Genomic DNA, 16,208 nt, shown 5'->3' with positions numbered 1-16,208 from the left:
GAGCGGCCTCACACCTTTTTTGCGATAAAGCTGGCGTTACCGCTTCCGGGTGGCGTCGTGCGCGCAAAACTCTCGCGCTGGAACAGGCGCTCGACCAGTTTTATCAGTTCAGGGCGCTCAACGCACCAGCCGGGCGCGATACGGCGAAAGTTAATGTAGCCCAGAGAACAGGCTACCGCGATATCGGCGACGTTCAGGCTTTCCGAGTTGAGCAGTGTGCGTTTTTCGGCGAGTTTTTCCAGCGCATCCAGCCCGCGCAGCAGCTTTTCCCGCTGACGCAACACCCAGGCTTCGTTACGTTTATCGGCATCGCGACGGCCTTCCAGCACTAACGCCACGGCGGCGTCGGTCACGCCATCGGCCAGCGCTTCGATTTGCTTCACCCGCAGAGCTTCCAGCGGCTGCCACGGTAACAGCGTCGGCGCAACGTTCATCAGCTCGATGAACTGCGCAATGATCGGGGAATCATAAAAAATTTCACCCTCGTCGGTGACGAGTGCGGGGACTTTTCCAAGGGGATTAAACTGGGTGATTTTGCAGCCCGGTTCGTGCGGCGTGTCATTAATGAAATCAAACGGGATGCCTTTTTCCAGCAACATCACCGAGATTTTACGTACATACGGGCTGGTGTAACTGCCGATCAACTTCATCAGACCCTCCTCGATTTCGCCGGAACCTTATTTAAAGCTAGCAGCCGTGCCGGGGTTTACCAGTCACGGCGGCCAGTTTTACAGGTTATTGTGCGGGAAACAGGAACGGGTTAATGCCGCTGCCGGAAAAACCTTTGTCTTCCATGCGGTCATCAAGCAGCAGCGTGGCGAGGTCATCTGCCACGGCGTCTGCCTGCGGATCTTTATCCTGATAAATCAGTTTCAGATAGGCGCCGCAGTCATCGCAGGCTTCGGCTTTTACCGTTGCCTGTTCGTCGTCGATGGACCACAGGTTGAGATGTTGCATCTCGTCACAGTTGCTGCATTTTGCCCGCACCACATGCCATTCGCTTTCGCACAGATTGCAGTGCAGATAGCGCAGGCCGCTGGCCGTGATCACCGCAGACACAGGAATGCTGCCGCAAACCGGGCAGAACTGACGGTTCTCGCCGTAATCCGCACGCCCGACGCCACGCAATTGTGCCGCCATCTGCGCCCAGTACAGTGATAACGCGGCCCAGATAAAGGGGGCGTGATCGGCCGGAACGTGTTTGAAATCCTGGCAAAGCAGTTCTGTCGCCATCATTTCACGCTGAAGGTTCGGGGACTGCTCAAGGCGGTCCAGCACCGCGCGCACCGGCTCAGAAGCGTCCGGCTTCAGGACAGCAATCAGCGCGTCCAGCAGCATCAGCCAGTGCGGCGTACGCGGAAACAGGCTGCAATCGAGCGGCGGTTTACCGGCGGCTTTTTGCAATTCGTCACTCAGACTGATGTCGAGCGGGAACGTCTCAAGCACCTGCTGCTGCGCGTCGCAAATCGAAGCCGCAAAGTTCAGATACCCGTCGAGCGGGCTGTCTTCTGCCAGTTTTTTCAGACGACCGGCGCGGTTCTGGTAGAGCTTTTTCAGGTTAGCGAACAGTACCGGCGGGATGTCCCCCGCCGTTTTTTTACCGTCAGCCAGCAAGTCCTGTGCAACTATCTGGATGCTCATCCGGCTTTCCTCTCGTCTTGTTCTTTTTTCTGCTCTTCATCGCGCACCTGACGATACCAGCGCGGATGGTGATACTTCGCCCATGACACCGGCACTTTGCCGCCGGTCATCGCCGAAATCGACCCTTTCGCCCATGTCGCGGCGTAAACGTGCATGATGATCACCAGAATCAGCCCGATACCGGCCACGGAATGCACCAGCAGCGCCAGACGGATCAGCGGTATCGGGAAATAATCCGCAAACCACGGACGCCAGATGATCACGCCGCTGGCCATCAGCAGTACCAGGCAACCGATCGCCGCCCAGAACACGCATTTCTGGCCGAAGTTATAGCGACCGGTGTCGCCGACTTCATGGTTGGTCAGCACTTTATCGATATTTTTCGCCCACACGAGGTCGTCTTTTTCCGGCAAATTGTGCTTCCAGTAACGGAAGAACATGCCGAGGAAAGAGACGAACATCACCACGCCGAAAAACGGATGGAGAATGCGCGCCAGTTGCGGGGTGCCGTACACGTTCATCATCCAGTTAAACGACGGGAAAAAGAAGCCGATACCGCTGAGCGCCAGCGTCACAAAACAGAACGCCACGATCCAGTGATTGAGGCGTTCCACCAGGTTATAGCGCTGGATTAACTTCTCTTTTTTCATGGCCGTTTCTCCTCATCGTCATGTTTATCCTCTTCGGCTTGCTCTTCCTCTTTGACGTAATTCGGTCCCACGCCGAGGAAGTGGAAGGCCGCTGCCGCAAAGGTCACCGCGAAGCCCACCGCCGCCAGCGGTTTCCAGACACCTTTCCACAAAGTGACCGCGGCGCTTATCGCCGGATCTTTTGGCAGGCCGTGATACAGCTGCGGATTGTCGGCGTGATGCAGCACATACATCACGTGCGTGCCGCCGACGCCCTGCGGGTCGTACAAACCGGCGTGCTCAAATCCGCGGCCTTTCAGCTCACTGACGCGTTCTGCGGCTAAATCCTGCATCGCGGTTTTGGTGCCGAAATGGATCGCGCCGGTCGGGCAGGTTTTCACACAGGCCGGTTCCTGGCCGACACTCACACGGTCAACGCACAGCGTGCATTTGTAGGCACGGTTGTCCTGTTTGTTGATGCGCGGAATGTTGAACGGGCAACCGGCGATGCAGTAACCGCAGCCGATGCAATGTTCAGACTGAAAATCGACGATGCCGTTGGCGTACTGCAAAATCGCGCCTTCCGCCGGGCAGGCTTTCAGGCAGCCAGGATCGGCGCAGTGCATGCAGCCGTCTTTGCGGATCAGCCATTCCAGCTTGCCGTTTTGTTCTACTTCCGAGAAACGCATCACCGTCCAGGATTTCGCGCTGAGATCCATCGGGTTGTCGTACACGCCGGTATTAATCCCGACGTCATCGCGCAGGTCGTTCCATTCGGAACAGGCGACCTGACAGCCTTTACAGCCGATGCAGGTGGTGACGTCGATGAGTTTCGCCACTTCCTGCTGATGATCGCGGGCACGCGGCGCTGGCGTAAACCCGTTGGTTGCGGACTTACGAAGTATGTCCTGAGATTGCATTGCCATAATTCGCCTCCGTTAGACCTTTTCCACGTTAACCAGGAACGCCTTGAACTCCGGCGTTTGCGAGTTAGCGTCACCGACTGACGGCGTCAGCGTGTTGGCTAAATAGCCCTTACGCGTCGCGCCTTCAAAACCCCAGTGGCAAGGAATGCCAATGGTATCGACGTGCTTGCCGTCGATGGTCAGAGGCCGGATGCGTTTGGTCACCACGGCTTTCGCCACAATGAATCCGCGCTTCGAGGAGACTTTCACCTCGTCGCCCTGCGCAATGCCTTTCGAGGCGGCCAGACCTTCGCCGATCTCGATAAACTGCTCAGGCTGCGCGATGGCATTCAGCAACGCGTGTTTGGTCCAGTGGCGGAACAATTCGGTGATCGAATAGGTGGTCGCCACATACGGGAAATCTTTGGCGGTGCCCATATTCGGCAGATCGCTGGCAAAAATACGCGCCACCGGATTCGAAATCACCGAAGGATGCAGCGGGTTAGTGCCAATCGGCGATTCGATCGGTTCGTAATGCTCAGGGAACGGGCCGTCAGCCATTTTGTCGGTGGCGAATAAACGCCCGACGCCTTCCTGTTGCATGATGAACGGTCCGACGCCGGAACCGGGCGCAGCGGCGCTGTAATCCGGCACGTCAAAACCAATCCACTTCGCGCCATCCCAGCGGATGATTTCGCGTTTTGGATCCCACGGCTGCCCCTGCGGGTCGGCGGAGGCGCGGTTATACAGAATGCGGCGGTTGAGCGGCCAGCACCACGCCCAGCCGGACGTACAGCCCAGGCCGGAAGGATCGGCGTTATCGCGGCGCGCCATCTGGTTACCGGCTTCGGTCCAGCTGCCGGCGTAAATCCAGCAGAAACTGGCGGTGCTGCCGTCGTTTTTCAGATGCGCAAAGGTCGAAATCTGCTGGCCTTTTTTCGCCAGCACATTGCCCTGATCGTCATGGATATCGGCCAGCGCTTTGCCGTTGGCTTCGCGGGCAATTTCTTCCGGCAGCGGGTCGAGCGGATCCTGATAATCCCACGCCATATTCATCACCGGCAGCGGATTGGCACCGCCTTCCTGCCGGTACAGCTCGCGCAGTTTCATGAACAGGCGCGCGATGATTTTGCCGTCGTGCAGCGCTTCACCCGGCGGCTCAGACGCCTGGAAGTGCCATTGCAGCCAGCGGCCGGAGTTCACGATCGAGCCGTTTTCTTCGGCGAAACAGGAAGACGGCAGGCGGAACACTTCGGTCTGAATATCGGCGGTCTGCACGTCGTTCATTGCGCCGTGGTTTTGCCAGAAGTTGGAGGATTCCGTCACCAGCGGGTCGATCACCACCATGTATTTCAGTTTTGAGAGCGCACGCGAGGATTTGTTTTTGTCCGGGAACGCGGCCAGCGGGTTGAAGCCCTGCACGATATAACCGTTCAGTTTGCCTTGCGTCATCAGCTCGGCTTGCTGCATCACGTCGTAGCTTTTGTCCCATTTCGGCAGCCAGTCAAAGCCCCAGTCGTTCTCTGCCGTGGCGTGATCGCCCCAGAAGCTTTTCATCATACTGACGAAGAAGTTCGGCGTGTTTTTCCAGAAATTGACCTGCCCGTCCACCAGCGGCGCTGGCGTGATCTGTTGCAGGTAATCGGTGAAATTGGTCTGTTTTTCTGACGGCAGAGGCATGTAGCCCGGCAGGTTCAGCGACAGCAAACCGAGGTCGGTGTAGCCCTGAATATTGGAGTGACCGCGCAGCGCATTGACGCCGCCGCCCGGCATACCAATGTTGCCGAGCAGCAACTGGATCATCGCCGCACAACGGATGATTTGCGCGCCGCCGGTGTGGTGCGTCCAGCCCAGTGCATACAGAATGGTCGAGGTTTTATCGCGCGCGCAGGTTTCCGCCAGAATGGAACTGATCAGCAGAAAATCTTCTTTCGAGGTGCCGCACAGACGCTCCACCAGTTCGGGGGTGTAGCGGGAAACGTGCTCTTTCAGCAGATTCCAGACACAGCGAGGGTCCTGCAGGGTTTTGTCTTGTTTCGCGAAGCCTTTCTCATCGAGCTGATAATGCCAGCTTTCTTTGTTGTAGGATTTTTTCGCCGCATCAAATCCACTGAACAGCCCGTCGTTAAATTCATAGTCTTCACGCACCAGCAGGCTGGCGTTGGTGTATTCACGGACGTATTCGGTCTGAATTTTATTGTGCGTGATCAGGTAGTTGATCATACCCAGCAGGAACGCGGTGTCCGACCCGGCGCGGATCGGCGCATAGATATCGGCCACGGCGGCGCTGCGGTTGAAACGCGGATCGACGACGATGACTTTGGCGTTATTTTTGGTTTTCGCCTCAATCACCCATTTGAACCCGACCGGGTGCGCTTCTGCGGCGTTTCCGCCCATAATCAGAATGACGTTGGCGTTTTTGATATCGACCCAGTTGTTGGTCATCGCACCGCGACCAAAGCTTGGCGCTAACGCTGCAACGGTCGGGCCGTGGCACAGACGCGCCTGGCAGTCGATCGCCACCATGCCCAGCGCGCGGGTGAATTTCTGATCCAGCAGGCCGGTTTCGTTACTGGCCGCAGACGAACAGAGCATGCCGGTGGTCAGCCAGCGGTTAACCGTGACGTTATTGTCATTTTTCTCGACGAAGTTGGCGTCGCGGTCATCTTTCATCAGGCGGGCGATACGGGAAATCGCCTCATCCCATGAGATGCGCTGCCATTTATCAGAACCGGGCGCGCGATATTCGGGATACCTCAGACGGCCTTCGCTGTGGATGTAATCCAGCACGCCTGCGCCTTTCGGGCACAAGGAGCCACGACTGACCGGATGATCGGCGTCACCCTCTACGTGGAAGATATTTTCAGTGACGTTTTTCGCGCCGTCGCCCTGGCTGTAAATCAGCATCCCGCAACCGACTGAACAGTAGGTGCAGTTGTTGCGGGTTTCACGCGAGCGAAGCAGTTTATATTGGCGGGTTTCCGCCAGCGCGATTGTCGGGGCAAACCCCAATAATGCCGCTGTTGTGCCGGCCATACCGCCCGCACATATTTTGAATAATTGTCTTCTGCTGACTTGCATGAAAGACTCCTTCCCATCATTTGTTAACACATTGCTTTTCAAATTGCCGCTTTCCGCCGCAGTGGCGTAAGCGGTAAAATTAAGGCCTAAAGTCCTGACAGTTTGTACGGCTTATGTAGCCGGAATGTTTATAAGGTTATTGCTAATGGATGTCCATCAAGTAAACGAACTGGGCAAAAAAGATGATAAAAAAGTGACTCAGATCATCGGAGCGAGCCAAAAAACGGTGATGCAGCGCGCACATCTTGATGAGCCCAAAGATGACTGGATTGCTCAGGAAGTGCCCGTTGCGCTGGTCTATAACGGCATCTCGCACGTGGTGATGATGGCCTCGCCAAAAGATCTGGAAGCCTTTGCGCTGGGCTTTTCGCTGTCAGAAGGGATCATTGAATCCCCCGGTGACATTTACGGGATGGAAGTGACACCCACCTGTAACGGTATAGAAGTGAATATCGAGTTATCGAGCCGCCGTTTCGCCGGGCTGAAAGAGCGCCGTCGCGCCATGGCGGGGCGCACCGGCTGCGGCGTTTGCGGCATCGAACAACTGGGCGATTTGTTCCGCCCGCTCGCGCCGCTGCCGTTTACCCAGACCTTTGCGCTGGCGAATCTGGATAACGCGCTGAATCAGCTGAAATCCGTGCAGGAAATCGGCCAGCTGACCGGCTGTACCCACGCTGCCGCGTGGATAACCTCGCAGGGCGAATTACTGGGTGGCTGTGAAGACGTGGGTCGTCACGTGGCGCTGGATAAAATGCTGGGTATGCGCGCAAAACAGAATGACTGGACATCCGGCGCGGCGCTGGTTTCCAGCCGCGCCAGCTATGAAATGGTGCAGAAAGCCGCGATGTGCGGCATCGAAATTCTGTTCGCCGTCTCCGCCGCCACCACGCTCGCGGTCGAAGTCGCCGAAAAATGTCACCTGACGCTGGTCGGTTTCAGCAAACCGGGCCGGGCGACGGTGTATACGCATCCGCAAAGACTGCGTTAACGCTTTAAGCACACCGTGCCTTTAGACAATTTAGGATTGTTTGCGGTTATCTGGTTCTAAGCCCCGTATAACAGGCGCTTACGAGTACCCGTACAAAGGGTGGAGCATAGATAATCATTTTCAATATCATTTAATTAACTATAATGATCCGACTGATTACGCGGTGCTCACAATGACGGTGCCGCCCTACACTATGGAGACGATGAACATGAGTTATTCACTGCCATCACTGCCTTACGCATACGACGCACTCGAGCCGCATTTCGACAAAGAGACGATGGAAATCCATCACTCTAAACACCACCAGGCTTACGTGAACAACGCGAACGCTGCACTGGAAAGCCTGCCAGAACTGGCAAAACTTTCTGTTGAAGAGCTGATCGCAAACCTGGACAAAGTCCCTGCGGATAAGAAAGTTGCACTGCGTAACAACGCAGGTGGCCACGCTAACCACAGCCTGTTCTGGAAAGGCCTGAAAACCGGCACCACCCTGCAGGGCGAACTGAAATCTGCTATCGAACGCGATTTCGGCAGCGTTGACGCTTTCAAAGAAACGTTTGAAAAAGCAGCAACCACTCGTTTCGGCTCAGGCTGGGCGTGGCTGGTTCTGAAAGACGGCAAACTGGCCGTTGTTTCAACTGCTAACCAGGACAGCCCGCTGATGGGCGAAGCCGTTTCCGGCGCATCCGGTTACCCGCTGCTGGGTCTGGACGTTTGGGAACACGCTTACTACCTGAAATATCAGAACAAACGCCCTGACTACATCAAAGCTTTCTGGGATGTGGTGAACTGGGACGAAGCTGCAAAACGTCTGGCTGAAGCGAAGTAATTTCGCCCTGCCGCCCTTAACGGGCACGATGTTTTCGCCAATGGCGGGTCTGTGACCCGCCTTTTTTATGCCCTGCTTATTCTGCTAAAAACGTTACTCTGATCACTGTTTTACAGCGAATTATCCGCCTGGTTTTCTCCCTTTTCAGACATCGCCCGCATTAATCAAAAATACACCGCAGATCCTATAAAGTTTACCGCCAAGCCTACCGATAGATTCTTCACAAAGGCGTAACAAAACCGCCAACTTTGGCAGGGATGTTTTACGGAGAACGATTATGGGTAACGGCACGGGTCTTTCGCAGTGGATGAATAATCTCAGAGTCGGTACGAAACTGGGTCTGGGGTTTGGGTTAGTGTTAGTGATCGCCGCCGTGATCACCGTGGCGGGCATGGTCAAATTAAATGACATCAGCCAGCGCGCTGAAAAAGTGGATTTCAGTAATCAGATGAATGCGTTACTGAATGACGCCCGCCTGAGCCGTACGCTGTATCAGCTGAAATATGAACCGACGTATCTCCAGCAAAATCAGGAGAAAATCGACGCACTTTCGCAGCTGATCGCTCAGTCAAAAGGCAAGCTTGAATGGGACGCCACCAGCCAGGCAAATCTCGATCAGGTACCGGTAAAAATCCGCGAATATCAGCAGGCACAAAACGCCTTTAAACAGGCCGTTGACAGAAAAGACGCCGTGCGTGCCAGCTGGAATCTTTCCGAAACCGAAGCCGTGGTAACACGTTTACAGGATCAGTTGCGCGTGGAAGATGCCGATCCGTCAATCCGTCTGTCTCTGGCGGAAGTGGTTCAGAAGCTTATCAGCGTGCGTTATTACGTGCGCGGCCTGCTGCTGAACATGGATAAAGAATCCGAAGCCACGCTGCTCAAAGCCATTGATGAAACCCAGGCAAATGCCAAAAAACTGAATGCCCTGTTACTGCCCAACCAGCAGGCCACTCTGGCTCCGCTGATGAGTGCGCTGGCGAATTATAAAAGCCACGTCGTCGCTTATATGCCCGCGTATGAAGATGAGCAGAAAAACTCGCAGTTGCTGTCAGTCAAAGCCAGTGAGATGAATACGCTGGTGGCAAAAATCTTCAAAAATGAACTGGCGAACACGCACCTCGATATCAGCCGCGCACAAATGATGATGATGGTGATCACGCTCGTCGTTCTGCTGGCCGGTATTCTGATCGCATGGCGCATTACCCGCCAGATCACCCAGCCGCTGCGCGATACGCTGAAGACCGCCGAGCTGATTGCCAAGGGCGATTTGACGGCAGCCCATCCGACGGCGCGCCGCGACGAACTGGGTATGCTGATGAATGCGGTGTCGGCGATGAGCCAGAATCTCAGCACCATGATTTATGAGATCCGCTCGGGTGTGACGCAGGTTTCCCATGCTGCCGCAGAAATCGCGGCGGGGAATACCGATTTGTCTTCCCGTACGGAACAACAGGCAGCCGCCGTGGAAGAAACGGCAGCCAGTATGGAACAGCTAAGCGCAACGGTGAAACAGAATGCCGATAACGCCCATCACGCCAGCAAACTCGCCAGTGAAGCGTCCGGGACCGCCACGCTCGGCGGCAAACAGGTCAGCGACGTGGTCGATACCATGCAGCAGATTTCCGGCAGTTCTAAGCGCATTGCCGAAATTACGTCGGTCATCAACGGTATTGCCTTCCAGACCAACATTCTTGCGCTGAACGCCGCAGTAGAAGCTGCGCGCGCCGGAGAGCAGGGGCGCGGATTCTCGGTCGTGGCTTCTGAAGTCCGTACGCTGGCACAACGCAGTGCGCAGGCCGCGAAGGAAATTGAAGGGCTGATTGCTGAGTCGGTTGAGCGTGTGAATACCGGCGCGAAGCTGGTGGAAAACACCGGCCGCACCATGCAGGACATCGTGAAATCGGTTTCTCACGTGCGCGATATCATGGGTGAGATTGCCTCGGCGTCTGACGAGCAAAGCCGGGGTATCGCGCAGATATCACAGGCGATTGTCGAGATGGACAGCACCACCCAGCAGAACGCCGCGCTGGTTGAGCAATCCTCTGCCGCCGCCGATTCGCTCGAAGATCAGGCTGCCACGTTGACGCAGGCGGTATCCGTATTCCGTCTCGCTGATAACCGCAACATGCAGCACGCACCTGCCGCCAATGCCCTGCGCCGCCCGACGTTACCGCCAGTGCAGAATAAATCCAGCCAGGAAAACTGGGAAACGTTCTGATATTCCCTTTCATCCGGCGTGCGTCTCCCCGACAACGCGCCGGATGATTCTTCCTACTCACACCCTCTAATGCAGGTTATGCTGAGCTCAACGACTGATGAGTGGCGGAGACCTTATGCATTATCCCGACGTTTATATTGGTGCTATTGAGCAGTATCCCGGCTATTCCCCCAGCGCGATTGCCAAACGTCAGGTCAACGGCGGCATGGCATTAACGTCGCTGGGTCTGGAAGGCGATCAGCAGGCTGAAACGTCTTACCACGGGGGCACTGACCGCGCGCTGTGCCACTTTCCCCGCGAGCATTACGCCTGGCTGCGTCAGCAATTTCCCGAGGATGAAGAGCGCTTTCATCCGCCCGCGTTCGGCGAGAACCTTTCCACGCTGGGCATGACGGAAGAAAATGTCTTTATCGGCGATATTTTTCGCTGGGGCGACGCGCTGATTCAGGTTACGCAACCCCGCTCGCCCTGCTACAAGCTGAACCATTTTTTCGACTGCAAAAATCTGTCGCCGTTACTGCAAGACAGCGGCCGCTGCGGCTGGTTGTATCGCGTCGTGGCAACCGGAAACGTCAGTGGCGACAGGCCTCTGGAACTGATGACCCGCAACAGCGAGGTGTCGGTCGCTGAAGCGATTTCCATCGCATTTTCTATGCCGTTCGATGAAGAACAGTATCGTCGTCTGATGTCTGCTGCGGGGATTTCGGCCAGCTGGAGCAAAACGATGCAAATGCGGCTGATTAATCGCAAGATTGAGGATTTTGGACGCAGATTGTTTGGTGCGCAAGGGAAGTGAGTTATAGCACCCTCCCCTGTGAAGGGGGAGGGTTGGCGTGACATTAAAATTCTTTTTTGGCGAAACCGGTCACGACTTTCAGGCCCATTTCGCGGCCCAGTGCAGTCATCGGGTGAACCACCACGATACCGCGTACGGTTTTCTTCAGCGTGCCCATATCAGCCTGTTCTTTCTTGGTGATTTCACGGCTGAACAGCTTTTCCAGTTTCTGCGCTTCGGTGCTGAGTTTTTTCACACGCACATCTTTCAGACGCGCAATCTCGGCGGCCAGCTTTTCTTTCTCTTCTTCATGTTTGGCGATCAGCTCAGAATTCCCCTGCTGAATAACGGCCGGGTCTTTGTGATTCAGTGCATCAAGCATGTCGCTGAGACGCTTGATCTCGGCTTTTTCAATTTCTTTCATGGTGACCAATTCGTGTAGTGAACAATTGGGGTAAGTGTAACAGCCCGATGCGCGAGATGCTCGATTTGTGGGGCATACATTTTCCTCTTAATACTTTCAGGATGTTTGCATCGGCATATCAGATTAAGGTGTGCGCCATTATTCTCCCTCATGGAAAGAGACATCATGAACCCAACATTCAGCCGCGATCACCGTCTGGAAATGCATTTAAACAACGGCATGTTCAATGGAAAACCGCTTTATATTCATTACACGTCTGCGCAAACCTTCCCCCAGATTATCAACAGCCGTTGTTTTATGGCCCGGCCAAATTATGACCGGCGCGGCGTCGCGGCCAAACCGGGTATCTATCTTGTGCGTAGCATACATGCCTTCAATGCCGAGAAAGCGTTTCAGCAACTGTTTCTCGGCGAAGCTAAATACCGCGAAAGCGCTAAGTTCTGCTTCCTCTTTACCTTCAACAGCGATCCCCATTTAACCGGACATCCTGTTTCTGCCGGAAGCAGCGTTGAAGAACTGATCCATCCCGGAAACATCAGTTTTTCAAAAATTAATATTATTTATCAGGGAATGAATCCGTTCCTGTGACTTCCAGCCCCGGCGGCAAACCGCACATCTCACAGGCGCGCTGACCAATGCGGATCATCGCCGAAATATAACGTGTGTCGAAGACATAGCAGCAGGATAAGCGCAGGCCGTTGATATAACGCCCGCTCGGCGAATAGAGTTGCCCCGGCGTCATGCAGATTTTATCTTCCAGCAGTTGGCGGAATAAGGTTACGCAATTCACGCCAGGCGGGAAATCCACCCAAATAACAAAACCGCCCGACGGTTGCGTCGCACGCGTTCCCTGTGGGAAATGCTGAGCAATCAGCGCGCGTGCCTGCTCGACCTGTGAGGCATAGCGCCGGCGTAAGGCGCGCAGGTGATGGTCGTAACCGCCGGATTCGAGAAATGCCGTCAGCGTTTGCGAGAGCAGCGCAGATTCAGCCATCGACGACACCGCTTTCAGCTTATGCAGCTTCGCGGCGAAACGCCCGCCTTCCATCCAGCCGATACGAAAATCCGGCGCCAGGGTTTTCGTAAAACTGGTGCAGAACAGGATCCAGCCATCGTGATCGAAGGATTTCACCGCCGGAGAGAGCGTCGCGCCGAACTGAATTTCCGCGTATAACCCGTCTTCTATCAGCGGTACCTGATGATCGTTCATCATCCGCGCCAGCCGTTTTTTCGCGGCGAGCGGCATGGTAAAGCCCAGCGGATTTTGCGCCGTCGGCATGGCGATCACCGCGTTCAGGCGCTTTTCGGTGAGCAGCATGTCGAGGACATCCAGCGAAAGGCCCGTTTGCGGATCGGTCGGAATTTCCACCGCTTTCAGCCCGAGGCTGGCAAGCAATGGCAGCAAATAAAAATAGGTCGGCGTTTCCAGCCCCACGCTGTCACCCGGTTTGGTGGTGACGCGCAGCGCCAGCTGTAACGCTTCCATACAGCCGTGGGTAATGGTGATGTCGGTCGGTTCTAATATCATGCCCAGCGTCAGCGCACGGCGGGCAATTTGCTGTCGCAGCGGCGGATGCCCCGGCGGCAGGGCATATTGGCCGATCAGATTGGGCTGACGGCGCAGCAAAGACGACATAATGCGCCCCAGTTTTCCGCCAGGATAAAAGTCATTGGACTGCGGACAGGCCAGCGAAAGATTGGTGTACGTCGGGTCAATTTGCGCGGCGAACACTTTGTCGATCAAATCCAGCACTTCATCTGCCGGTTCGGCGGCAGGCGTCTGCGGCTGCACGTGCGGCGCAGGGTTCAGCCCCGGCAACGCGGCGCGAACATAGAATCCGGACTGCGGCCTCGCCTCGATAAACCCGCGATCTTCCAGCCGCCGGTATGCCGCAACCACCGTATTAATACTGACCGACCAGGTTTGCGCGCTGCGCCGCACGGAAGGCAAACGGCTGCCCGGTGCGAGCGTGCCACGGCGGATGGCGTCCGCCAGTTGTTCCGCCAGCTGGTTGTAACGGGTATCGCTGAAATCCGCGGTGTCAGTCATGGTGTCAGTTCCGTGAAAAGTGATGGGCACAGTGTGTATTTATGCAATCTGTAACCCTGACAATAGCGTATTTCTGGCTCTGTTACCTTTGCTGTTCACTGTTTACTCTGGTTATCTGGAAAACAGGGGATGCAGGAATATAAAATGATCGATACCGCTTTTGTCAGTTACGTCACCGTGATGTCTATTACGCCCGGCCCTAACAATCTGTTGCTGGCGGCCTCCGGGGTGAATTTCGGGCTGCGTCGCAGCGTGCCCATGATGGTCGGTATCACGCTGGGCTGCGTGGTGCAGTGCGCGCTGATGACCTCCATGCTGGCGATCTTACTCAGCTGGATGAACGCGGTACGCCTGCCGATGGCGGCCGTGGGTTGCGCCTATCTTTTCTGGCTGTCGTGGAAAATTTACCGTTCAGGTTCGCCAAAAGAAGGCGAAAAACAACAGCCGATGAACCTGCTCAGCGGCGCGTTATTTCAGGCGGTGAACCCGAAGGCCTGGCTGATGGCAACCAACGTGGCGATTCTGTTCACGCCGCCGGACGGCAATATGCTGCATCATACGCTGTTGATTTGTGTCGGCTTCGCGCTGATCAATCTGCCGTGCATTCTGGTGTGGGTGGTGATGGGTGACAGGTTACGTCAGGCGTTACGCGTGGAATGGAAGCTGAAAATGTTCAATACGATCATGGGCGGCATGATGGCCTTAACCGCGCTGTGGTTGCTGGTGGGCGAAGTGCGCCATGCCATGATCTGAGGAAATTACTTCTGAACGGGCGAAAGTCTTGAGGGCTGCTGATTACTGATATGGGCGATAAGCCCGGTGACAGAAAGCACCATGGTTGAGCGGACGATTTGCTGGTAACGCTGGCGTTGCATGGCGATCAGCGATTCGTCGGCTTCGCCCGGTTTCAGGAACGTGGGGGCGGGCGGCAGTTCCGTCACACAGTGCAATTCCCCAAACGGACCGAGTATTTCATCATCGGTAAAACGGTACTCTTCGCCGTCGTAATTCAGTTCTTCACGCAGCGCCATCAGTAATTCCGCATCTTCATACTCATGACGGCTGATCACCCCCAGCGCGTAAATCAGTTTAAGACGCACGGAGAGATCGCCCAGCGGACCGGTGCCGGTCAGCAGGGGTTCAACGGCGTATTTCACCGCGTAATCGTCCTTACGGAAAACCTGCACCACCAGAATATCCAGCGCTTCGGCCAGCAACTCTACGGAGGTCATCAAAAAGCTGCGTACGGTTTTACCCGCATTGAGCTTCTCAAGAACACGGTTTTCAAATGCCTGAGCTTTTTCCATTGGGCTTTCTTGCGATAAAGAACGGATACTTTTAACGCCCTTGGCGTCATCCCTGAAACGCACATGTCGGGCAGTCACTGCCTGCCCGACAGGGCTTTCTTTGCCTGGTATTGGCGAAATCAAAACGAACGCAGTGTTAGTGCATGGATTCGTAGATTTTTACTGCTTCGGCGACCACTTCGCCCTCTTCCGGCAGCCCGGAAATCTGAGCAAGGGCAGCTTTCGGCCCCACTTTCTCCAGCAATTCGGTCAGCTCTTTCGCCTGCGGATCCTGCTCACTGCGGTAACGCATCGCAGCGGCAATCCCGATAACCAGATTATTGTGCGGCAGGCGATATTCCTGCGTGCCCAGCAACGGTTTGATCAGACGATCGCCCGCGCTCAGTTTACGCAGTGGCTGACGGCCAACGCGCTCCACGTCATCATGCAGGTACGGGTTTTCAAAACGAGTCAGAATTTTTTCGATGTAAGCGAAGTGTTTTTCCGGGTCAAAACCGTAACGGCGGATCAGCACTTCACCGCTTTCTTCCATTGCACCGCGCACAATCAGACGCACTTTCTCATCCAGAATAGCATCACGAATCGTCGCATGGCCTGCCTGCTGACCGAGGTATGCGGTGATGGCATGCCCGGTGTTGAGCGTGAATAATTTACGTTCGACGAACGCCATCAGGTTGTCGGTCAGTTCCATACCGCCGATGTCCGGCAATGCACCTTTGAACTGGGTTTTATCGACAATCCATTCGCTGAAGGTTTCCACCGTCACTTCCAGCGGATCGGTGGTGCCGGCTGCGGCTGGCGGAACGATGCGGTCTACAGCGGAATCGACAAAGCCGATATGCGCTTCCACCCAGGCTTTTTCTTCTTCCGGCAACGCATTGAAGACGTGCTGTTTGAACTGGCTGGTACCGCGCACCATGTTTTCACAGGCGATGATGTTCAGCGGCTTTTCGTTGCCCTGCTGGTGACGCAGCACCAGACCTTTGGCGACGTTTGGCGCGATTTTTTCCAGCACGGTCGGGCCGACGGCGGTGGTCATCAGATCAACTTCAGCGATCAGATTAATCGCCTCCTGGCCGGCGCTGTTGACTGCGCTGACGTTGCTGACCGTCTCAACGGTAGCCTGCTCGCCGACCACGTGTACGTCATAACCTTTACGGCTGTTCAGCGCGTCCAGCAGCACGGGGCTGACATCGGCAAAGGTCAGTTCGATACCGGCATCTGCCAGCAATTTACCGATAAAACCGCGGCCAATGTTACCTGCGCCAAAATGTAGTGCTTTCATAATATTTCCTTCAAATCGGGGGCTATAAGTAGGTAAAGCTGGGGAGCCGCCCGGCTCCGAATCAACAAGCGGG

General features: G+C 55.5%; 15 protein-coding genes. 6 read left to right on the top strand and 9 right to left on the bottom strand.

Translation table 11 applies throughout. From position 1 onward, the window contains the following. Nucleotides 1-8 precede the first annotated feature (8 nt). From ED901_RS21430 to fdnG, 5 genes are all read right to left on the bottom strand, one after another. A complete protein-coding gene (locus ED901_RS21430) occupies nt 9-650 on the bottom strand; it encodes a glutathione S-transferase (protein ID WP_122097163.1) in 642 nt (213 codons plus the stop codon). Nucleotides 651-735: 85 nt separating this feature from the next. Then, entirely contained in the window at nt 736-1,641 is a 906-nt protein-coding gene (fdhE, locus tag ED901_RS21425; protein WP_122097162.1) for a formate dehydrogenase accessory protein FdhE, read from the bottom strand. Next, complete coding sequence (fdoI, locus tag ED901_RS21420) at nt 1,638-2,291, bottom strand: formate dehydrogenase cytochrome b556 subunit (protein WP_122097161.1); 654 nt, start codon at nt 2,289-2,291, stop codon at nt 1,638-1,640. The genes fdhE and fdoI overlap by 4 nt, the downstream gene beginning before the upstream one ends. Further along, entirely contained in the window at nt 2,288-3,196 is a 909-nt protein-coding gene (fdxH, locus tag ED901_RS21415) for a formate dehydrogenase subunit beta (RefSeq protein ID WP_122097160.1), read from the bottom strand. The genes fdoI and fdxH overlap by 4 nt, the downstream gene beginning before the upstream one ends. A gap of 12 nt (nt 3,197-3,208) precedes the next feature. Continuing rightward, nucleotides 3,209-6,256: a formate dehydrogenase-N subunit alpha gene (gene fdnG / locus ED901_RS21410; RefSeq protein ID WP_122097159.1), complete on the bottom strand. Its 3,048-nt coding sequence runs from the start codon at nt 6,254-6,256 to the stop codon at nt 3,209-3,211. Between the two features lie 145 nt (nt 6,257-6,401). Between fdnG and fdhD the strand changes: the two genes are divergently transcribed. From fdhD to yiiM, 4 genes are all read left to right on the top strand, one after another. Beyond that, nucleotides 6,402-7,244 (top strand): formate dehydrogenase accessory sulfurtransferase FdhD, encoded by an 843-nt coding sequence (gene fdhD, locus ED901_RS21405; protein WP_122097158.1) that lies wholly within the window; start codon nt 6,402-6,404, stop codon nt 7,242-7,244. Nucleotides 7,245-7,452: 208 nt separating this feature from the next. Next, nucleotides 7,453-8,073 carry a superoxide dismutase [Mn] gene (sodA, locus tag ED901_RS21400; protein WP_056775847.1) on the top strand — a complete coding sequence of 207 codons (621 nt, stop codon included), beginning with the start codon at nt 7,453-7,455 and terminating at the stop codon, nt 8,071-8,073. Nucleotides 8,074-8,350: 277 nt separating this feature from the next. Continuing rightward, the gene (locus ED901_RS21395; protein ID WP_056775850.1) at nt 8,351-10,294 is read left to right on the top strand and encodes a methyl-accepting chemotaxis protein; all 1,944 of its coding nucleotides are present in this window, start codon (nt 8,351-8,353) and stop codon (nt 10,292-10,294) included. A 115-nt stretch (nt 10,295-10,409) separates the two neighbouring features. Then, a complete protein-coding gene (yiiM, locus tag ED901_RS21390) occupies nt 10,410-11,090 on the top strand; it encodes a 6-hydroxyaminopurine reductase (protein WP_056775851.1) in 681 nt (226 codons plus the stop codon). A gap of 43 nt (nt 11,091-11,133) precedes the next feature. On the opposite strand, the gene ED901_RS21385 is transcribed toward yiiM, so the two are convergent. Next, complete coding sequence (locus ED901_RS21385) at nt 11,134-11,493, bottom strand: YibL family ribosome-associated protein (protein WP_056775854.1); 360 nt, start codon at nt 11,491-11,493, stop codon at nt 11,134-11,136. Nucleotides 11,494-11,658: 165 nt separating this feature from the next. On the opposite strand from ED901_RS21385, the gene ED901_RS21380 reads away from it, so the two are divergent. Then, complete coding sequence (locus tag ED901_RS21380) at nt 11,659-12,081, top strand: hypothetical protein (RefSeq protein ID WP_122097157.1); 423 nt, start codon at nt 11,659-11,661, stop codon at nt 12,079-12,081. Here ED901_RS21380 and ED901_RS21375 read toward each other — a convergent pair. Beyond that, nucleotides 12,050-13,543: a PLP-dependent aminotransferase family protein gene (locus tag ED901_RS21375; RefSeq protein WP_122097156.1), complete on the bottom strand. Its 1,494-nt coding sequence runs from the start codon at nt 13,541-13,543 to the stop codon at nt 12,050-12,052. The genes ED901_RS21380 and ED901_RS21375 overlap by 32 nt on opposite strands. Before the next feature lie 144 nt (nt 13,544-13,687). On the opposite strand from ED901_RS21375, the gene ED901_RS21370 reads away from it, so the two are divergent. Further along, nucleotides 13,688-14,296, top strand: a complete 609-nt coding sequence (locus ED901_RS21370; protein WP_122097578.1) for a LysE family translocator — start codon at nt 13,688-13,690, stop codon at nt 14,294-14,296. 5 nt (nt 14,297-14,301) lie between these two features. On the opposite strand, the gene ED901_RS21365 is transcribed toward ED901_RS21370, so the two are convergent. Both ED901_RS21365 and ED901_RS21360 read right to left on the bottom strand, forming a co-directional pair. Next, nucleotides 14,302-14,850: an MltR family transcriptional regulator gene (locus ED901_RS21365; protein ID WP_056775860.1), complete on the bottom strand. Its 549-nt coding sequence runs from the start codon at nt 14,848-14,850 to the stop codon at nt 14,302-14,304. A 136-nt stretch (nt 14,851-14,986) separates the two neighbouring features. Further along, nucleotides 14,987-16,135, bottom strand: a complete 1,149-nt coding sequence (locus tag ED901_RS21360; protein ID WP_122097155.1) for a mannitol-1-phosphate 5-dehydrogenase — start codon at nt 16,133-16,135, stop codon at nt 14,987-14,989. Between the last annotated feature and the right edge of the window lie 73 nt (nt 16,136-16,208).

The organism is Rahnella sp. Larv3_ips, assembly GCF_003697865.1.
GTDB classification, from domain to species: Bacteria; Pseudomonadota; Gammaproteobacteria; order Enterobacterales; family Enterobacteriaceae; genus Rahnella; species Rahnella rivi.
This window is presented reverse-complemented; position numbering and strand designations above follow the sequence as displayed.